The sequence below is a fragment of the Clostridioides sp. ES-W-0018-02 genome (assembly GCF_020658175.1).
GTDB lineage: Bacteria > Bacillota > Clostridia > Peptostreptococcales > Peptostreptococcaceae > Clostridioides.
The window spans coordinates 387,895-406,951 of the sequence record NZ_JACVVY010000003.1 but is presented as its reverse complement, the minus strand read 5'-3'; the positions used below and the strand labels follow the sequence as shown (position 1 = coordinate 406,951).

The 19,057-nt window shown below is 29.2% G+C and carries 17 protein-coding genes and 1 pseudogene; 2 read left to right on the top strand and 16 right to left on the bottom strand.

Annotated elements, in window-relative coordinates; genetic code table 11:
- Window positions 1-145: 145 nt before the first annotated feature.
- The 13 genes from IC219_RS10555 to IC219_RS10495 all read right to left on the bottom strand — a co-directional run bounded on the left by IC219_RS10555 (window position 146) and on the right by IC219_RS10495 (window position 12,966).
- Window positions 146-1,549 (bottom strand): cell wall-binding protein Cwp9, encoded by a 1,404-nt coding sequence (locus tag IC219_RS10555; RefSeq protein ID WP_227830846.1) that lies wholly within the window; start codon window positions 1,547-1,549, stop codon window positions 146-148.
- A 502-nt stretch (window positions 1,550-2,051) separates the two neighbouring features.
- Window positions 2,052-3,941: a cell wall-binding protein Cwp8 gene (locus tag IC219_RS10550; RefSeq protein ID WP_227830847.1), complete on the bottom strand. Its 1,890-nt coding sequence runs from the start codon at window positions 3,939-3,941 to the stop codon at window positions 2,052-2,054.
- A gap of 312 nt (window positions 3,942-4,253) precedes the next feature.
- The gene (gene scfA, locus IC219_RS10545; RefSeq protein ID WP_009891067.1) at window positions 4,254-4,397 is read right to left on the bottom strand and encodes a six-cysteine ranthipeptide SCIFF; all 144 of its coding nucleotides are present in this window, start codon (window positions 4,395-4,397) and stop codon (window positions 4,254-4,256) included.
- Between the two features lie 65 nt (window positions 4,398-4,462).
- Window positions 4,463-4,825, bottom strand: a complete 363-nt coding sequence (locus IC219_RS10540; protein WP_227434434.1) for a TIGR04086 family membrane protein — start codon at window positions 4,823-4,825, stop codon at window positions 4,463-4,465.
- A 57-nt stretch (window positions 4,826-4,882) separates the two neighbouring features.
- Window positions 4,883-5,176 carry a preprotein translocase subunit YajC gene (yajC, locus tag IC219_RS10535; protein WP_227434433.1) on the bottom strand — a complete coding sequence of 98 codons (294 nt, stop codon included), beginning with the start codon at window positions 5,174-5,176 and terminating at the stop codon, window positions 4,883-4,885.
- 133 nt (window positions 5,177-5,309) lie between these two features.
- Window positions 5,310-6,431 (bottom strand): tRNA guanosine(34) transglycosylase Tgt, encoded by a 1,122-nt coding sequence (gene tgt / locus IC219_RS10530; protein WP_227434432.1) that lies wholly within the window; start codon window positions 6,429-6,431, stop codon window positions 5,310-5,312.
- A 77-nt stretch (window positions 6,432-6,508) separates the two neighbouring features.
- Window positions 6,509-6,994 carry a phosphate-starvation-inducible PsiE family protein gene (locus tag IC219_RS10525; RefSeq protein ID WP_227482100.1) on the bottom strand — a complete coding sequence of 162 codons (486 nt, stop codon included), beginning with the start codon at window positions 6,992-6,994 and terminating at the stop codon, window positions 6,509-6,511.
- A gap of 11 nt (window positions 6,995-7,005) precedes the next feature.
- A complete protein-coding gene (gene queA / locus IC219_RS10520; protein ID WP_227830848.1) occupies window positions 7,006-8,031 on the bottom strand; it encodes a tRNA preQ1(34) S-adenosylmethionine ribosyltransferase-isomerase QueA in 1,026 nt (341 codons plus the stop codon).
- 316 nt (window positions 8,032-8,347) lie between these two features.
- Complete coding sequence (gene ruvB / locus IC219_RS10515) at window positions 8,348-9,367, bottom strand: Holliday junction branch migration DNA helicase RuvB (RefSeq protein ID WP_227434429.1); 1,020 nt, start codon at window positions 9,365-9,367, stop codon at window positions 8,348-8,350.
- Between the two features lie 72 nt (window positions 9,368-9,439).
- Window positions 9,440-10,042: a Holliday junction branch migration protein RuvA gene (ruvA, locus tag IC219_RS10510; protein ID WP_227830849.1), complete on the bottom strand. Its 603-nt coding sequence runs from the start codon at window positions 10,040-10,042 to the stop codon at window positions 9,440-9,442.
- A complete protein-coding gene (gene ruvC, locus IC219_RS10505; protein WP_227434427.1) occupies window positions 10,035-10,544 on the bottom strand; it encodes a crossover junction endodeoxyribonuclease RuvC in 510 nt (169 codons plus the stop codon). The genes ruvA and ruvC overlap by 8 nt, the downstream gene beginning before the upstream one ends.
- Window positions 10,545-10,673: 129 nt before the next feature.
- On the bottom strand, window positions 10,674-11,924 hold the full coding sequence (locus tag IC219_RS10500) for a transposase (RefSeq protein ID WP_227830850.1): 1,251 nt from the start codon (window positions 11,922-11,924) through the stop codon (window positions 10,674-10,676).
- A 412-nt stretch (window positions 11,925-12,336) separates the two neighbouring features.
- On the bottom strand, window positions 12,337-12,966 hold the full coding sequence (locus IC219_RS10495) for a BofC C-terminal domain-containing protein (protein WP_227434425.1): 630 nt from the start codon (window positions 12,964-12,966) through the stop codon (window positions 12,337-12,339).
- Between the two features lie 202 nt (window positions 12,967-13,168).
- On the opposite strand from IC219_RS10495, the gene IC219_RS10490 reads away from it, so the two are divergent.
- A complete protein-coding gene (locus IC219_RS10490; protein ID WP_227434424.1) occupies window positions 13,169-13,492 on the top strand; it encodes a DUF1540 domain-containing protein in 324 nt (107 codons plus the stop codon).
- A gap of 285 nt (window positions 13,493-13,777) precedes the next feature.
- Window positions 13,778-14,632, top strand: a complete 855-nt coding sequence (locus IC219_RS10485) for a putative ABC transporter permease (RefSeq protein ID WP_227482098.1) — start codon at window positions 13,778-13,780, stop codon at window positions 14,630-14,632.
- A gap of 139 nt (window positions 14,633-14,771) precedes the next feature.
- Here IC219_RS10485 and IC219_RS10480 read toward each other — a convergent pair whose 3' ends face one another.
- The 3 genes and pseudogenes from IC219_RS10480 to garR all read right to left on the bottom strand — a co-directional run.
- Complete coding sequence (locus IC219_RS10480) at window positions 14,772-16,208, bottom strand: four-carbon acid sugar kinase family protein (RefSeq protein ID WP_227830851.1); 1,437 nt, start codon at window positions 16,206-16,208, stop codon at window positions 14,772-14,774.
- 58 nt (window positions 16,209-16,266) lie between these two features.
- Complete coding sequence (locus IC219_RS10475) at window positions 16,267-17,649, bottom strand: GntP family permease (protein WP_227824312.1); 1,383 nt, start codon at window positions 17,647-17,649, stop codon at window positions 16,267-16,269.
- A 147-nt stretch (window positions 17,650-17,796) separates the two neighbouring features.
- Window positions 17,797-18,705, bottom strand: a pseudogene (gene garR / locus IC219_RS10470) (2-hydroxy-3-oxopropionate reductase); the annotation flags it as partial.
- Window positions 18,706-19,057: the final 352 nt, after the last annotated feature.

The following is a 19,057-nucleotide window of genomic DNA, read 5'->3' as shown; positions in this document are numbered from 1 at the left end:
AATTTTTAAAAAAATAACATTTATATTATTGTATTAATATAAATGTTATTTTCCATTATAATTTTATTATTTATATATTATTTTCTCACAGCTATCATTTTGTGTGTAGTTACATTTTGTAAGATCCCTAAATCATAACAAATATTTATTCTTTATATCTTCCATAAAACTCATGTGTTGCGTATATAGTCTTATCCCCCGTTATGGCTATTCCAAATCCCATTATTTCATATCCTTTATGTAGCATATTGGTACCTTCTTCAGGATTTGTCTTCCACTCATTGAAAATAAAATTTCCTATATCATCTGCATCTCTATTTGTATAAACGGGTTTATCTGGAATTTTATATTTAATTATATTTTCACCTTGAACTGCAACATATCCAGATTTAATCTCACTCCAATCTAAGTACTTTAGAAAAGTAGAGTATGAGTTTTTGCCATTTATTGTATGCGATAAAGTCTTCTTATTTGCCATTAAATTAGACCAATCATTTGCTAATCCCTCTAATCTACTTGCTACAGATAACTCTTTTACTCCGCTTTCTTTTCTATATTGTCTTATATGAGCATACACTTTTCCCTTTATTCTGTCCTTAAATGCTCTATCATTTGGATTATAATATAGTCCTTGTTGATTTGGAGAAGCTTGATTTATACACTGTTTGATTACATTCTGATTTATCCCTCCAAGTACTGTAAGTTTATCTGCTCCACTTAAAATACTCTTATTGCTACCATTTTCTACTAATACTACAGGAGCATTTTTTGCTATTGTAGAAGCAACTAATGCATCCGTTAATTGTAGACCCTTGCTTAAGTAAAACTCTTTACTGTTTTTATAAAACTCTTGTATAACTCTCTTATTGGTGTCAAACCTATCTGTTCCACCTAACCTAACAGAATTTGTACTTTTGACCAATTCATCACTTATTATTTCACTAGTACCAAGTGCATAACTCTTTAATCCTGTAGTATCAAATCCTACACTATTTCCATCTGTAAGTATTATAGGTACTCCATCTCTTGCAGCTACTGGTGATGCACTTATTGCATCTGCTTCTCCTGTAATTCCATTAGCTATAATTACCTTATCAATAGGCTTGATTTCTTTGATTTTCTCAGCTATTTTTACGCTCGTATCAAATCTATTTTCACCAAATATTCTTTGTACAACCTTCTTTTTAGAAAGTAATTGATTTTCAATATTTTTACTTATTGTCGATTCTGAACCTATTATATATACAGTGTTTGCTTTGTTCAGTCTTTCCATAGTAGTACTTGGAATTTGATTTTGTTTTGTCATTAAAATAGGCGCATTTAAAGCTCCAGCTAAACCACTTGCACTAAGACCATCTGCCAAGCTATTATCTGAATTAATTAGTATTGCTGTATTATAGCTTTGTTTATCTGCTATTTTTGCTGCTGTTTCATACCTGTCATTACCTTTTATTTGTTCAACGGATGTCAACGCATTTACTATAGGAGTATTTACCATTACTAAAGATAGTGTAAGTCCTATAGCTAATATCTTTTTACTATTCTTCATATTATTATTTACCCCCAATATATTTTTCGTATTTTTTATCAATAATTTTATCCATTCTCAATAAAAAGTTACAGTTTTGTTACCATATTTTATATATAATACCATAGTTATCCATATAACTCAAATACTATAATTAAAGTCTTTATTCTCCGTAAATTCAAAACATTATAACTTATTTTATTTAATTAAGTAATAAATTCAAAATAATATATGTTAATAATATGTTTAATCATTATAAACAATATCATTTATAATAATTTTTTTATAATATGAATTTTACAGTATTATAATCAAAAAATAAAAAAACAAGGTATCTCAAATTAAATCTAAATGAGATACCTTGTTGTTATTCTTTACTGTTATTCTTTTTATTTCATTATTTGTATATATTTTATATTGTAGACATCATATCTTATCTAAGCATCTTGTATAAATGTACATTATAGACATTCTATATTATCTAAACAAACTTATAATATCAATTTTTATATACTATTAGTTCTTATTTAAATAAGTTTATTTTTTCTGCTATTTTCTCAATAGCATTTTTAGATATTCCTTCACCTATTTGTACTAACTTAGTAGCATTTTTAAGTCTTAACTCAACTACTTCTTCCTGTGACTTAGAAAGTTCTTCTGTAGTTAATACTATTGGTGCTTTTGAACTAGCTGCAAGTGGTGCTGCTGTAAGTGCATCAACTAATTGTCCATTTCCACCTACATAACCGTCTTTTGCAACATATGCTTTAGTTGCTCCTGCATAGTACTTGTTGATTACTTTAGCGTTAGTATCTTTTCTGTTTTCTCCAGCTAGTCTTTCAACTTTGTTGTTTAAATCTATTTCCACTAATTTATCTTCAACTTCTTTTGATACAGAATTCTCTCCACCAACGATTTCTAATTCTTTTCCTTTTAATAATTTTTCAGCACTTGCATCTAACTCGTTACCTGTAACTATTATTGGAGCTCCAAATTGAGCAGCTCTGGCAGATATACTCATAGCATCTGCTTCTCCATTTCCACCTACTACAAATGCAGTTTTAAATGTATCTTTTAATTGTTTTGCTATTTCTAAAGAAGTTTCAAATCTATCATCTCCAGAAACTCTCTCAACTTTACTTACACCCAATTTAGAAAGTTTTTCTTCAGTTTCTTTTGATATTTTAGATTCTCCACCTACTATATATATTTTCTTAGAAGATAAGTTACTTCCAAGTACTCTTAATATCTCAGCTTCTATTTCTGATGGTAATGAATCTTTTTTAGATAATAGTATTGGTGCATTTTTTTGAGATGCAAGTGGTGCTGATGCTAATCCATCAACTATAGCATCTTCTCCAACTAAAATTATTGAATCTGCTTCTCCATCTTTGAATCTTTCCTTACTAACTTCTACTGCTGTTGTAAATCTTGAATCTCCAGATAAAACTTCTACTTTTAATTCTTTTCCGTCTTTTACATCAGTTAGTACTTTGTGTAAATCTCTAACTAATTTATGGTTTTTACTTGATACACTTATTGTTTCTGGCTTTTCATTTGTCTTACTTAAAACCATATCAAAGCTTGACTTTTCTGGCTTATCTTTGTCATCACTATTTTCTTGTTCTTGAGTAAGTATTGCTTCATTCTCAAATGTTAAAGTATATCCATTTTTAACTTTATTAACTATTTCTCTACCTAATGTAGTTAATCTAACTCCATCAAATAAATCTTCTGCTGATATGTCTTGTAAATCTGCATTTTTAACTGTTATTGTATGTAATTCTTTTGATTCTATATCGCTGTAACGCTTTTCATAGCCTTCAAAAGTACCTTCTTCTGATGTTACTGGTTTTGCAAAGTCTAAATGTTGGTCTCCTACATTTACTGTAATTGTATTTTTTGAATCTTTCGCTCTTTTTACTTCAACTGTGCTAGTAGACTTTATAGTTGCTGTTAACTTGCTATCAGAATCTTCTGCTAAAGTTGCATTGAAAGCATTAACTGCATCTACTATTTCTTGAGCTGTTTTGTAGTTTTCAATTTTATAGTCAACTACTTTTCCACCTATAGTTTGATGACCTTTATCTTGTATAGTAACTTTTAAACTTTGTCCTTCTACTAATGAGTTTATCTTGTTTTGTAATTGAGTTGCATTAGTTAAGTTTACATTATCTACTTTTATATCATAAACTCTATCATTTACATTTGCTCCTGCTTTTGTCTCTTCAAACTTAATCTCTAATGCTTTTCTAACCTCTTCGATTAGTTTAGTAGAATCTTTTGCACTTACTGTGTAATTTTTATCAACATTTTCTGACACAGTGTTGTCTGCGAATATTGGTGCTGCTGCACTCATAACTGTAGCTCCTGCCATTACTATTGCCATACTTCTCTTTTTGTTACTTAACATATTTATGTCCTCCGAATATTGTATTTAATTTTTTATATTCGTATTTCCCACATATAGATAATATTATATATAATATTATTTATCAATACATTTTATAAGTTTACATAATTTACTAATGCATATATTAGAAATATAAGAATAAAAGGTTAGATTTTGAATATATAAAAAATTAAACACTAACAAGTCAAACCTTATTTTTTATAAACATATTAAACATTTTATATGGAGACAAAAAATAAAAAAGGATACCTCATTAATGATAAAAGAACCATTTTGAGATACCCTCTTACAAACAACTAAATCAATAATTTTCTATCTTTCACACTCTTGATTTGCAACTGTACAAGAAGTTTTACAAGCTGATTGACAAGAAGTTTGACACTCTCCACATCCACCTTTTGCAGCACTTTGCTTTAAAGTAGCTTGAGATAAAGTTTTTACATGTTTATTTTCCATTTTCAACGCCTCCATTTCTAATTGTTTCCTATTGATTATATCACAAAACCACTTTAATATAAACTCTATTTAAAATTGACACCTAATACGCCTCCAATACCTCCTGCTGCTGATATAAGCAATAACTTATAAATCATTCCTACTTCAAATATGAAGCTCTCTTGTGCTAAAAACACAGTCAAAAAAATACACACTATGTACAAAAGTCCAACTAAAAGCCCATACATAAGTCCCTTTTCTTGCATGTGTTTTGAAGTGTAAAAACCTCCTATAGCTGCAGAAATAGTAGTTATAAATGATGCAACCATAGTTATATTATCTCCACCGATATCTGTAAATGTCAAAAATAAGTTATACACTAATAAAACAGCCAAAGTTATTATATATGCATATCCCAAACCTTTAAAAATATAATTAGATTTTCCCATAAAAAAACCTCCTCTCAAATTAATATATATTCGAGAAAAGGCTTTTAAATTACTATTTTACTGTTCTTCTATTTCTTCTTTTCTAGATTGAACTGTCCCTATAGCCCATTTTTCAAATGGAACTTTAGTTCTGTTTGGTCCTAATTCTAATATTACAACATCATCTTCAACTTTAGCTACATTAGCTACTATTCCACCTATTGTAATGACTTTGTCTCCTACACCTAGGCTACTTCTCATTTCTTTCAATTGTTTGTCTTTTTTCTTTTGAGGTCTAATCATTAGGAAATAAAAGATTGCAATTACTACTACCCATAGACCTATACTCATCATTATTTGTTGCTGTGGCATTAATTTTTCACTCCTTTGTAAATTATACTCTTTTGCAAATCGTAATAAATGTTTATACAACAATTTACTTTCTTTAGCTTTGAGTACTATTGAATATTATATATTAAAATGATTATAATTAATAGTGCAAAACCTATATTTCATACCCATATTTTGCAAAAAATTCATTTCTAAAATCAAGTAATCTATCTTCCATTATTGCTTGTCTTATTTGTTTCATTAAATTTAGTAAAAAGTGAAGATTATGAGTAGTTATCAATCTTGCACCCAGTATTTCATTTGCTTTTACAAGATGTCTTATATAAGCTCTTGAATAATTTTTACAAGCATAACAATCACATTCAGGGTCAAGTGGAGTAAAGTCTTCAGCATAAGTTGCATTTCTAACTACTACTTTACCTTGACTAGTCATTGCAGTTCCATTTCTAGCTATACGAGTAGGTAAAACACAGTCAAACATATCTACTCCTCTTATAACACCTTCCACTAAATCATCTGGACTACCAACTCCCATTAAGTATCTTGGTTTGTCCTTTGGCATAAATGGAGTTGTGTGTTCTAGTACATCGTACATAAGTGGCTTTGGTTCTCCAACACTAAGTCCACCAATCGCATATCCAGGTAAATCAATGCTTGTTATTTCTTTCGCTGATTGCTCTCTTAAATCTTTATACATTCCACCTTGTATTATACCAAATAAAGCTTGCTTGTCTGTATTATTATGGGCATCTTTACATCTTTTTAACCATCTTGTTGTTCTTTCTAATGAATTCTTTACATACTCTCTATCTGCTGGGTATGGCGCACACTCATCAAATGCCATCATTATGTCTGAACCTAACGCATTTTGTATTTCCATAGCTTTTTCTGGAGTTAAAAAATGTTTTGAACCGTCTAGGTGTGACCTAAATTCTACACCTTCTTCTTTTATCTTTCTCAAAGGCCCTAAGCTAAATACTTGAAATCCTCCACTATCTGTAAGTATTGGCTTATCCCAGTTCATAAACTCATGAAGTCCACCAGCTTTTTTTATAAGTTCATGTCCTGGTCTCATATATAGATGATAAGTGTTACTAAGTATTATTTGTGAGCCAATCTCTTTTAATTCTTCTGGTGTCATAGACTTTACTGTTGCTTGAGTCCCAACAGGCATAAATATTGGTGTTTCTATAATCCCATGTGGCGTGTGTAATCTTCCAAGCCTTGCACCACTTTGTTTACAAGTTTTTATCAGTTCGTATCTTACTGCGTACATAAATATCTCCTTAATAATTTTTATTTCTAGTTATTCATAACATATATTTTCACTAATCTAAATATCTAATATATTTTCTAAATAGATTTATCTTTATCTTCTTTACTTTGTTGTTCTTTGATTGCTTCTTCATCATGAATACTCGTTATATTAAGAGCACTCTTGTCTTTTGTTACTAAAAACTTTTTTATAGCAAATAGTCCTGCAATAGCTATAACTCCAATTAAAACATCTATCATTCCTTCATTTTTAGGAAGCAATAACATTTTTCTAGCTATAGCATATAGTAGTGCCTCAATAAATGCTCCTGGTATATGAAGTGATAGCATTACTACAAGCTCAACACCTATCACCAAAAGTAATATTTGTGCTAAGAAATCATTAAGCTGACTGTATTGTACTGGGTTTTGAAAATCAACTATATATGCTCCCCACATAAGTCTTAATACATCTATTGTACCTAAAAATACTGCTATTAAAACTACTACTGCTAATACACGTTCAAATATAAAAGCAATCTTTAATATAGGGTTATTCTTTTTTTGTTTTTGTAAGCTATGCATCTATTCCCTCCCTACTTTATAATCATAGCATCTCCAAAACTGAAGAATCTATATCTTTCTTTTACTGCCTCATTATATGCATTTAAAACATTTTCTTTTCCACAGATAGCACTTACTAACATGATTAAGGTAGACTCTGGTAAATGGAAATTAGTTATAAGTCTATCCAAAACCTTAAATTTATAACTTGGATATATAAATATATCTGTCCATCCACTAGTTTCTTTCATCTTGCCATTTTCATCACAAGCTGATTCTATAGTCCTACAACTAGTAGTTCCAACACATACTACATTGTTCCCATCTTTTTTTGCTTTATTTATTTTGTCAGCTGCCTCTTGACTAACCATATAATACTCTGAATGCATCTTATGATTTAAAACATCATCCACTTTTACTGGCCTAAAAGTACCTAAACCAACGTGTAAAGTTATAAATGCTATATCTACACCTTTTTCTTTTATTTCATTTAATAATTCTTCTGTAAAGTGTAAACCTGCTGTAGGTGCCGCTGCTGAGCCATTATGTTTTGAGTAAACAGTTTGGTATCTTTCTTTTTCCTCTAATCTAGCAGTTATATATGGAGGAAGTGGCATATTTCCAAGCTCATCTAAAATCTCTTCGAAAATTCCATCATAATGAAACTTTATAATTCTTGAACCTTCATCTGATAAATCTACAACTTCTCCAATTAATTTCCCATTTCCAAAGGAAAACTTAGTTCCCACTTTTGCTCTTTTACCTGGCTTTACTAAAGCTTGCCAAGTATCTTCCTCTGTTCTTTTTAATAATAAAAATTCAATTTTTCCACCAGTCTCAAGTTTTTCCCCTATTAATCTAGCAGGTATAACTCTAGTATTATTTAAAACTAAACAATCTCCTGGATTTAAATATTCTATTATATCTCTAAATACTTTATGCTCAATTTCTCCTGTTTCTTTATCTAATACCATCAATCTTGAACTAGCTCTATCTTCTATAGGAACTTGAGCTATAAGTTCCTGTGGTAAATCAAATTTAAAATCACTTGTTTTCAATGTCAAACTTCCTCTCTTAAAATTTCTCTAGCTACAATAATATCAAAAAAACAACTTATTTTCTACAATATTACCATAATCTATCAATAAATCCCTATTTTTAACATACAGCATATCCACAATATATAGATATTTTTCCACGTTATACACGTCTTATCCACAATATATAGATACAGTACACACATTTTTCCTTGTATTTATCCACAGTATCTACAGATATAATTACCATTTTGTGGATATGTTTGAATTTTTGCCCATTTTAGAAATATTTTAATTTAATGATTATTTTTTTAATTGATACCTCTTTCTTCTATTCTTATCTATCACTAGGATAAGGTATTTTTAGATGTTCATAGGCTAATGGCATGGCTACTCTACCTCTAGGCCCTCTATTTATAAACCCTAGTTGAAGTAAATACGGCTCATACACATCTTCTATTGTATTCCTATCTTCACCAATTGAAGCTGCTAACGTATCAAGACCTACAGGACCACCCCTAAATTTTTCTATTATAGTTATAAGAAGCTTTTCATCCACAAAATCAAGACCTAAATTATCAACTCCTAAAAGTTCAAGAGCATCCTTTGCAACTTCATCAGTTATCCTTCCATCAGCCCTAACCTGTGCAAAATCTCTAACTCTTTTTAGCAATCTATTTGCTATTCTTGGAGTTCCTCTTGAGCGTTTTGCAAGCTCTAAAGCTCCTTGAGATTGTATTTCTGCATCTAAAATATTTGATGACCTAAGCACTATTTTTGAAAGTTCATCAACTGTATAATAATCTAATTTACAAATAACACCAAATCTATCTCTAAGTGGATTTGTAAGCATACCAGCTCTTGTAGTAGCTCCAATAAGTGTAAACTTAGGAAGGTCAAGCCTTATACTTCTCGCAGATGGTCCTTTTCCTATTATTATATCTAAACAAAAATCTTCCATTGCTGGATACAATACTTCTTCAACACTCCTATTGATTCTATGTATCTCATCTATAAATAAAACATCATTTTCATTCAAATTTGTAAGTATAGCTGCTAAGTCTCCAGCTCTCTCTATTGCAGGTCCTGATGTAATCCTCAAATTTACTCCCATCTCATTAGCTATTATACTTGCTAGTGTAGTTTTTCCAAGCCCTGGTGGTCCATATAAAAGTACATGGTCTAACTGCTCATTTCTTGATTTTGCTGCCTCTATAAATATACTAAGTTGCTCTTTGGATTTTTCTTGACCCAAATAATCTTCTAGTGTTTTTGGTCTTAAACTATTTTCTATATCTATATCTTCCACCTTCATAGTAGAAGTTATTATCCTATTTTCATCTTCAAAATCTTGCATTTATACCCCTCCTTCCGTAATTTTGCAAATCTACTTTATTTTAAATATTATTTTACATTCACAAATTAAATGCTACTTCATAGATTTACTCATTATATATGTAAGTGCTTTTTTTATAATGTCTTCTGTATTCATACCATCTTTTTTACATTTTTGAACTGCCTCTTTTGATTCTGCTAAGGTATACCCCAAAGCTACAAGTGCATCTATAGATTCATCTTGAGATATGAAAGTAGGTTTTTGTGATAATAATGTTGGTTCAAAGTCTATATTATTTTTATCTACTTTATCTTTAAGTTCTAAAACGATTCTCTCTGCTGTCTTTTTACCAACGCCTGGAGCTTTAGATAGTTTCCCAACATCTTCGCTTAAAATATAAGCTCCTAGTTGCGCTGGTGATGCAAATGATAGTATTGAAAGCCCCACCTTAGGTCCTATTTTTGATACAGATGTAAGCAATTCAAACATCTTTAATTCTTCCCTGCTTGCAAAACCGCAAAGACTCATATCATCTTCTCTTACTATTAGTTTAGTATATATTTTTGCAGTATTCCCTATTGGCAAATTCATTATTGTATTGGATGACACATTTATCTTATATCCTATATCATTGTTTTCAACAACTATACTGTCTATATAAATTTCTTCTACTGTACCTTTTATATAACTATACATACTTCCCACCTATATTCTTTAAAGTTTTTTCAAGTTTATTTGAATGAGCATGGCAAATAGCCACAGCTAGAGCATCTGCAACATCATCTGGCTTTGGAACTTTTTTTAAACTTAAAAATGAGGTTACCATCTGTTGAACTTGTGCTTTGTCTGCTCTACCATATCCAACTACACCTTGTTTTACTTGAAGCGGAGTGTATTCATATATTGGTTTACCATTATGTGCACAAGCAAGCATAGTAACCCCTCTAGCCTGTGCTACTGTTATAGCAGTCTTTACATTCTTGTTAAAGAATAGTTCCTCCATTCCAACTTCATCTATATTGTAATTCTTTACTATTGTATCAATTCCTTTATATACAAGTTCTAACCTCTTAGAGATATTCATATGCGCAGGTGTTGTCACTGCTCCATAATCTATTACTTTAAATTTACTATTTTTATATTCAATTATACCATATCCAACTATGGCTATACCTGGGTCAATCCCCAATATCATCATTTTAAAAAATTCCTCCTAAAAATAAAAGAAATACCAAAATGTATTTCTCATAAAAACTTATGTTCTAAATTATTATACCCTGAACCTCCCACGACTAAAATCGCAGAGTTCGATTACGTTCAAAATAACCTAAGCTACTTTGATACGTACAGGCGTGTCCAGTTCGCCCCTACTGTATAGTCCATCTAAGGACACAACATTACTTTTTCTCAAAATATTTAATGCACCATTAACATCAGCATTTAAAATCATTCCTTTTTTAGTTTGATACAATCCTCTTTTAATTCTTTTTCCAGAGAACTCATACTCCTTTGGATTATCGTCATTATAAGCTGGTATAATATCTTTATCAAAAAAGCTAGCTTTGGAAGTATAACTTTCTTCTTGTTTTAAAAAAGTAATTCCATATAGTTTACATAGATATTCTAATTTATCACGTAATTTACCAAAAGGAATATGTACAAATGTTTGATTATTAACTTTCACGATAGTACTTCTGTATTGAAAAGTTTCATTATACCCACAAACTAAAATACCAATATCATTTTTTAAACAATAATTAATAATAATACGAGCTGTTTTAGCCATATAATCATTTACTTTATTGTTTCGATTGCGAGTATTCGATTTTTGTCGATTGGTATTTCGTTTTACATACCCCTGTAAATCTTTAATACTTTGAAGTCGTGCATTTTGTTTATTATACCATTGATTTATTGATTTTAAACGCTTTCCATCAACAATAAAACTTTCACCAGTAGAAGTAATACAAGTTGCTAAATTATTAATTCCAAAATCAATTGCTAGTACTTTGTTTTTATTTAATTTTCTTTGTTCTTCTTTCACTTCGTAAGTGTATTGAATTTCAAAGAACCTAGCTTTTGCTTTTGGTATAATACGAATTTCCTTAATTTTCTTATCTTTAAGAATTGGCGGAATCGTTATTATAACTTTTTTATGTTCTTTTCCAAATTGACGTGAATATGGAATTATTAATTGATTATTATTTAATCGAACAAAACCAATGACAAGTGTAGTAAATCCATCTTTTGGAAGATAATGTGGTAATTTTATATCTTTGAAAGAATATTTACCTTTTTTCACTAATTTAAGCAGTCCAAAAAAAGACTTAAATGAACCATCTACTTCCTTCAAAATTTGTTGAGCCATATTGGAATTTAAATTTTTGTAATTAGGACTATCTTTCAGAAGAACATAATTCTTTTCATAATTTAGATATTCGCCTTCTTGGAAGTAATATTGCCTAATATTATAGATTGCTTCATTAGCTAAATTTTTAGCTATACGAGAAAGCTCTTTAATATTCTTATAATCTTCCTTTGAAAGATGTTTTACCTGCTGTTTTACAGTTAAATACATGATATATATCACTTCGCTTTCTAAGATGATTATAACATATCTTTACTGTAAAGCCAATGTTTTGGTAAAAAACAATGACAGTAGAGAAAATTTAACCTGTAGCTAAATTCTACATTAATCGTATTAGAGGTTGTCGTTCACATAAGCTTTAGGGGTTTCCAGCAATTCAAGTGGTATATTGGATAGATTGTTTACTATCTCTACGTACAAACTTCTCTATACGCTTACTATTTCCCTAATTCATCTCATGACTAAAGTCACGAGTATTCTTAGAGATTTAATAAAATCAAATAAAAAAGTTATATCAAAGCGAACTTCTCACTCCAATATAACTTTTATATTTAGTACAAATAAATTATTGTATTTTAATAGGCATTAAATATGTTTTGAATCTTAATATCAATTTGAAATATTAACTTGCAAAATCTTCTAATCTTGAATAGGCCTCTTCCTCTGTATCCATAACTACACCTTTTTTAAGTTCATCTTGAACAGTCTTAGGAAGTGAATCTACTCTTATTTTAGTTTTTTCTACTAATGTTTTATTTCCACTATCATCATATTTATACAATGCTATATTTCCATTATCATTTTCAATTGTATATTTACCTTTTATAGTAGTGTTCATTGCTTGTACATCTTTATTATCACTGTTTTTAGATTCTACTAATATGATTTCATTTTTATCCATACTCTTTATTGTTTTAGTTGGATATTCTTGCTTAAAATATGATACTATTTCTGATTTTGTCTTATCTAATAATGACTCTGGAACTACTCCAGCCATTGTAAGTACTCTCTTATAGTTAGTTTCATTCTCACCTTCGCTTTGAAGCCAAACTTCACAGTTTTTATTTAATCCAAAAGCTTCTTTTGATTCTTCATTCATATTCGCACTAGCACTTACAACTTTACCAGTTTGAACTCCATTATTTTTTAACTTTGTTCCTATATAAACTCCACTACTTAATACAAATACTCCTACTAGTACTAATGCAGATATTTTCCAAGGAAATAATTCTTTTTTCTTCTTTTCAAACATTGATTACGCCTCCTTTTTCTATTATTTTCTCCAAGCTGTAAGTTTTTATACAATTTAGGTAAATTTTAGAAGAAAATATATCTGTATTTCAAATTAATCTAAAAATAGATATCTTCTAAAAGGAAGTTTTCTCTTAAATGTTATATTCTTGCAATTATATGGACATAATTTATAATAAATAATAGTTTAGGAGGTAATAACTTTGGAAAGAATCAATTGTAATGTAACTAACTGCTCACATAATAACAGCCATATATGTTATGCAGATAAAATTTTTATAAATGGTGAACAAGCTCATAATGATAGACATACTTGCTGTAGTTCGTTTTTAGATGAATCTATTTATAGTAATCTATCTAATAATGTTAACAATAGAAATTGTGAAGAATTAGTTTGTAGTGTCAAGACTTGTAAGTATAATAAAGATGGTAGCTTATGTAATCTTGATAATATAGTAGTAGCTCCTGAAACTGATAGAGTAAATCTTTACACTGAAACATGTTGTTCTAGTTTTAAATGTAAATAAACAAAATATAAATAATATAAGGGTGTCAAAGGTAATCAAAACAATATACTGTAGAGTATCTACAGATATTGATTTGATTATACTTGACACTCTTATTTATTTTAAATAAAATCTCATTACTGTAGCTTTGCATATAATATTATAATTGCAATTAAATTTGATAAATTTCTATAAATTGGTATAATCAATATGTAAATTAAATTTAAAGTAATATAGTTAATTGTGAGAGAAAATACCAGATATATAGTATTATATAATGTTATATTAACTAGAAATGAGGTGCTTATGAGTACATTTTATATCCAATTTCTTTATTTTGTAATTTATAGTTTTATAGGGTGGTGTTGTGAGACTACATATTGTTCTGTTTTGCAAAAACAATTTGTAAATAGAGGTTTTTTAAATGGGCCATTTTGTCCTATATATGGATTTGGAGCACTAGCAATAGTAGCTACATTAACTCCTTTTGTTCATAATATTCCCTTATTATTTGTGTTTAGTATAATTATCACCAGCATAATGGAGTATTTTACAAGTTTTGTATTAGAAAAAATATTTAATATGAAGTGGTGGGATTATTCCAATCACAAGTTCAACATTCATGGAAGAGTGTGCCTAGAAAATTCACTTATGTTTGGTGTGTTGTCATTAATTGTAATGCTGATAATACATCCTATTGTAGTTGATTTCATAGATTATATTCCTAAAAATATACTATTTATTCTTGGTATATCCATAGAAATTTATTTTGTTTTAGATTTAATAATTACAGTACACACAATTTTACAATTAAATGGTAAATTAAAACAAATCAATCTTATAATTAAGGAATTAAAAGATAAAAAGGAATACTACAAAATTATTACACAAGAAACTATTGAGAATAAACTTGAGACTTTGGTTGAAAATAGACTTGAGACTTTAGAGGATAGATTTGAAATATTAAAAGAAAGAGAAAATTATCGTTATGCTAAAAATAGAATTGAAGAACTTAAAAACAAGCTTAATACTCTACTATCTAGCCACAAATTACTTCATAGACGTATTATTAAAGCGTTCCCTAATATAAGCTCTAATAAACATAAAGATATTTTAAATAAAATCAAAGAAGATATTAAATCAATCAAAAAAAATAAATAATCTAAATTATATGCCATATTATAATATAAATATTTATAAATACAAATAAGGTTTAGAATATTATTGATAATATTCTAAACCTTATTTAATATATTCTAAAACTTACTATTGACTTATCCTTATTTTTAAATCAAATCTTCTAGCCCATTAATACTTCAACAGCTTCTCTAAGTGTACTAACTTCTCCAACATTGCCAGGGAAAATTATATATGGCATATTAGGAAATTTACTTTCTTCTCCTGTCATCCATACTGGTATACCAGGTTTTATTTGACCCATTACAGTAGCCTTTTTTACTTTTAGCGCCTTAGTTCCAACATCACTAGATGTAATTCCACCTTTTGCTATAATAAAATTTGGTCTTACATTAAGCATACCAACTATACTAGTTACAGCATCTGAAATTTCTACAGAAACCATAAGTTGTTTATCTTTATCATTCGTATCTAAATCAAAACGCTCACGTCTAGTATACACAGCAACAGTCTTTCCATTAGTTATTCTCTCTTCTACAACTTGTATAACTCTTTTTACTTCATTTTTTAATCCATCTTCTCTCAAAACTAAATGTTGATTAAACTCTATAAATTCTATAGGATATTTACAATTTTTAAGTTCTTCTAGTTGTTGAGTAGTTTTATTTACATGTGAACCAACAAGTATAATACCTCCATTAGTATTATCTTTTGATACTAATTCCTCTTTAGTAAGTAATTCCTTATCACTTACACCTCCAAGTATCTTTGTTATAGCAGCAGCGCTTCTAAATATAAATTCTTTGCCACTGTTTACTGCACGTATAAACGCAATTGTAAATACCTTTACATCTACATAATCTATTGCATTTACAATGATTTTGTTGAAATTCTTTGCCATTTTAAGCTTTTCTGTCATACTATCAATATTTAAACTTCTAAGTTCCTCTAATGAAATGTATATCATATCACTAGATTTATATTCTCCATTTGTTTTTTCTTCACACCATTCTCCTATATCAGAAGATTTATATCCAAAAGATTTATCTTTTGCAAATTCAGTCATTCCCGCTGGTACAAGCATTTCTCCTTCTTTTACATAATGCACATTATCTATCGTAAATCTTCCACCTTCTTTGAAAAATGGCATTATTATTTCACCATCAAATATTTTCCCTGATAATTTTTCCACCTCATTTTTCAACAGATTAGTTTCAAGAGGATAATGCCCCCTCATTGTTGAATCACTTCGGCTTATAATAATAAAATCCTTATTAACTTTTTGAGAAATATCCACAATATTTTTTGAAATTTTCTTATGCACTTCTGTTGTTTGAGAAACTGTAAATCCCCTTGAGTTAGTAAGTATAAAAAACATACTATTTTCTTCATCAAAACCTTGTTCTATGCTATTCTTATCCCAATCAGTATATACAGAAACATCATGAACTGTTTGTACTCCAGTTGGGTCATCATCTAATACAATAATTTTTCTATTTAAATTTTTAAGTTCATTTACAAGTAATTTATTTAATTTATCTTCATCTACGTTCTTAAAAGTATCAAGTATATCTATGTTAATTGAATTGACTTCTCTCACTAAAAATCCCCCTTTATGCAATTTATTACAGTATGCATATGTTTAATATTTATATTTTTTATAAGCCTGGAAGTGGTATAATACCATTTATAACACTAAGTAATAAAACCATTGCAAATGCTGTAATACCAGCTATTGTACCTCCTATTGTCCATGAATTTAAAGTATCTTTAACTGACAATCCACTAAATCTTGAAAGTACCCAGAATCCAGAATCGTTTGGAAGAGAAAAACCAACACCACCAGCACATATAGCAAGCCCTACTAAAACTGGTGACATCCCAGTTGCTAAAATTGTCGGTCCTAAAATTGATGATGTAGTCACTAGTGCTACAGTAGCAGAACCCTGAGAAATTCTAAGTAATGCACTTAATAAGAATCCAAGTACTACAACTGATATACTAAGACCAGACATAGTGTCAACTAAGAAGTTTCCTATTCCACTAGCATTTATAACACTACCAAATGCTCCCCCTGAACCTGTTATTAATAGTATCAATCCTGCTGAATCGGCAGCTTCAATAACAACATCTCCCATAGGTTTACTTATGTACTTCTTTAAAAATACTATTGCTACCAATATTCCAAGTAATATTGCTATATTCTTATCGCCTATAAAAGCAAGTATTCCACTCATTTTAGAACCTTTTTCTAAAAACATACTAAATACATTTGATACAAGTATAAGAAGTATTGGGAATAATAAAGAAAACATAGAAACTCCAAAACCAGGGACTTTATTAGAGTTATCATCTTCAAGTTCAATACTCTCTTTTTCTTGTTCTAAATTTTTTTCTCTATTATTTTCGTCAATTGCATAAGCTGGATATTTTTCAAAACGTTTTCCATAAATCCATCCTCCTGCAAGAGCTGCTGGAAATGCAACAATTATAGAATAAAGTATAAAACTACCTACATTTGCATTTACATTTGCTGCAACAGCTAAAGGCCCTGGTGTTGGTATTACAAGTGCATGACCTACTATTGTACCAACGCCTAATGCACATACAAAAACCATAAGAGACTTCTTAGTTACTCTCGAAACATATTTAACTATAGGCATCATTATAACAAATGCAGCATCCATAAACACTGGAATTGAAATTAAAAATCCTGCTGTAGTTATAGCTAACGCACTATTTTTTTCTCCAGTTCTAGCCAACAATCCCTTTGCAATAGATTCTGTTGCTCTTGATTCTGAAAGTATATTTCCAAATATTATTCCAAGTCCAATTACAATACCAATACTACCTAATGTATTTCCAAATCCAGTTGATATTGTAGTTGAAATTTCATTTATAGGCATTTTAACCATAAATCCTGTAATTATTGATGTTATAAGTAATGCCAAAAATGGGTTTACTTTAAACTTGATAATTGACACAAGCAAAATTCCTATAGATATAATAAATGCTATCAAAAGTCCATATCCTGTAATCATGATCTTTTCCCCTTTATAATTTACTTTATTATCTCTTGACCTTATTTTTTCTTTTATTATGATACTGTAACTCTATTGTCTCTGTATAATATAATCTAAATCTAATTTTTATAATACATATCTACTATATCATCAATATCTTTGCCATTAGTTATTGTGTTTTTTTATTTCAACACCTGCTAATTTTTCAAAATATTGAGCTATTCCACCATGGTCATCTTCTAAGTGTCCATGTACTTTTAATGTTTGCATAATTTCTAATAGCTGACTTGTCATAGGTAGTGGCACATCCAAATTATGTGCTGTCTGCATTACATTTTTTATATCTTTTAGATTGATAGATATTTTCCCACCTGGTTTAAAATCACGATTCATAATCATTGGTATTTTTGCATCCAATATTGTACTGCCAGCTAAACCTCCCCTTATCGCTTTGTACACTTTTTCTGGGTCTGCTCCTGCTTTGGCTGCAAGTACAAATGCTTCAGATACTGCTGCTATTGTAAGATTAACTATTACTTGATTTGTAAGTTTTGTAACACTTCCACTACCATTATCTCCAATTAAGATAGCTGAGCTTCCCATTATATTAAAGAATGGCTCTACTTTTTTATATACCTCTTCTTTACCACCAGCCATAAAAGCAAGTGTTCCATCAATTGCTTTTGGTTCACCCCCACTTACTGGCGAATCTATAAATTCTAAGTTCATTTGCTTTAATTTTTCTGCACATAACATAGATTCTGTAGGTGTAACTGAACTCATATCTACAATTATACTTCCCTCTTTTAAAGTATTTGTTAAACCATTAACTCCAAATAATATATCTTGAACAATAGCTCCATTTGGAAGTATTGTAAATACAATCTCACACTCTTCACCTATTTCTGAAAGACTTGCATATTTTGCACCATACGATACAAGCTCATCTACAGCACATTTATTAATGTCATATACTAAAAGATTACATCCATCTTTTAGTAAGTTTTTGGCCATTGGTTTTCCCATTATTCCTAATCCGATAAATCCTAATTTCATTATATACCCCTCCATATTTTCATATTTTTGAAAACGTTTTTTATGATTTAAAGTATACTACACACCAGTATACCGGTCAATATAAAATATAAAAGTATTTATTTTAACAATAAAACACGATTTTTAGATTTATATAATAGATTTCATCTATAATCATTATATTTAACGCATACTATTTATATTAAATAAACCACACTATTTTTATATTATATTTAATCATACTTTATATTAATTATTTTTCTTTATATCAACTATTTTTATCAATAATTAAGTATCATTCAACTAAACCTTTATTTATATCGTCATATCAACCAATATATAATTTAAATTTCAAAGGATTGACCTTAATTTTACTATGTTGTATTCTTAA

Coding starts and splice junctions, on each gene's coding strand:
- IC219_RS10550 (WP_227830847.1), bottom strand. CDS start 3,941: ATGTTAAGTAACAAAAAGAGAAGTATGGCAATAGTAATGGCAGGAGCT.
- IC219_RS10540 (WP_227434434.1), bottom strand. CDS start 4,825: ATGGGAAAATCTAATTATATTTTTAAAGGTTTGGGATATGCATATATA.
- ruvB (WP_227434429.1), bottom strand. CDS start 9,367: ATGCAAGATTTTGAAGATGAAAATAGGATAATAACTTCTACTATGAAG.
- yajC (WP_227434433.1), bottom strand. CDS start 5,176: ATGCCACAGCAACAAATAATGATGAGTATAGGTCTATGGGTAGTAGTA.
- IC219_RS10500 (WP_227830850.1), bottom strand. CDS start 11,924: ATGTATTTAACTGTAAAACAGCAGGTAAAACATCTTTCAAAGGAAGAT.
- ruvA (WP_227830849.1), bottom strand. CDS start 10,042: ATGTATAGTTATATAAAAGGTACAGTAGAAGAAATTTATATAGACAGT.
- IC219_RS10475 (WP_227824312.1), bottom strand. CDS start 17,649: ATGATTACAGGATATGGACTTTTGATAGCATTTATTATATCTATAGGA.
- ruvC (WP_227434427.1), bottom strand. CDS start 10,544: ATGATGATATTGGGGATTGACCCAGGTATAGCCATAGTTGGATATGGT.
- scfA (WP_009891067.1), bottom strand. CDS start 4,397: ATGGAAAATAAACATGTAAAAACTTTATCTCAAGCTACTTTAAAGCAA.
- tgt (WP_227434432.1), bottom strand. CDS start 6,431: ATGTACGCAGTAAGATACGAACTGATAAAAACTTGTAAACAAAGTGGT.
- IC219_RS10555 (WP_227830846.1), bottom strand. CDS start 1,549: ATGAAGAATAGTAAAAAGATATTAGCTATAGGACTTACACTATCTTTA.
- IC219_RS10485 (WP_227482098.1), top strand. CDS start 13,778: ATGAGTACATTTTATATCCAATTTCTTTATTTTGTAATTTATAGTTTT.
- IC219_RS10495 (WP_227434425.1), bottom strand. CDS start 12,966: ATGTTTGAAAAGAAGAAAAAAGAATTATTTCCTTGGAAAATATCTGCA.
- IC219_RS10525 (WP_227482100.1), bottom strand. CDS start 6,994: ATGCATAGCTTACAAAAACAAAAAAAGAATAACCCTATATTAAAGATT.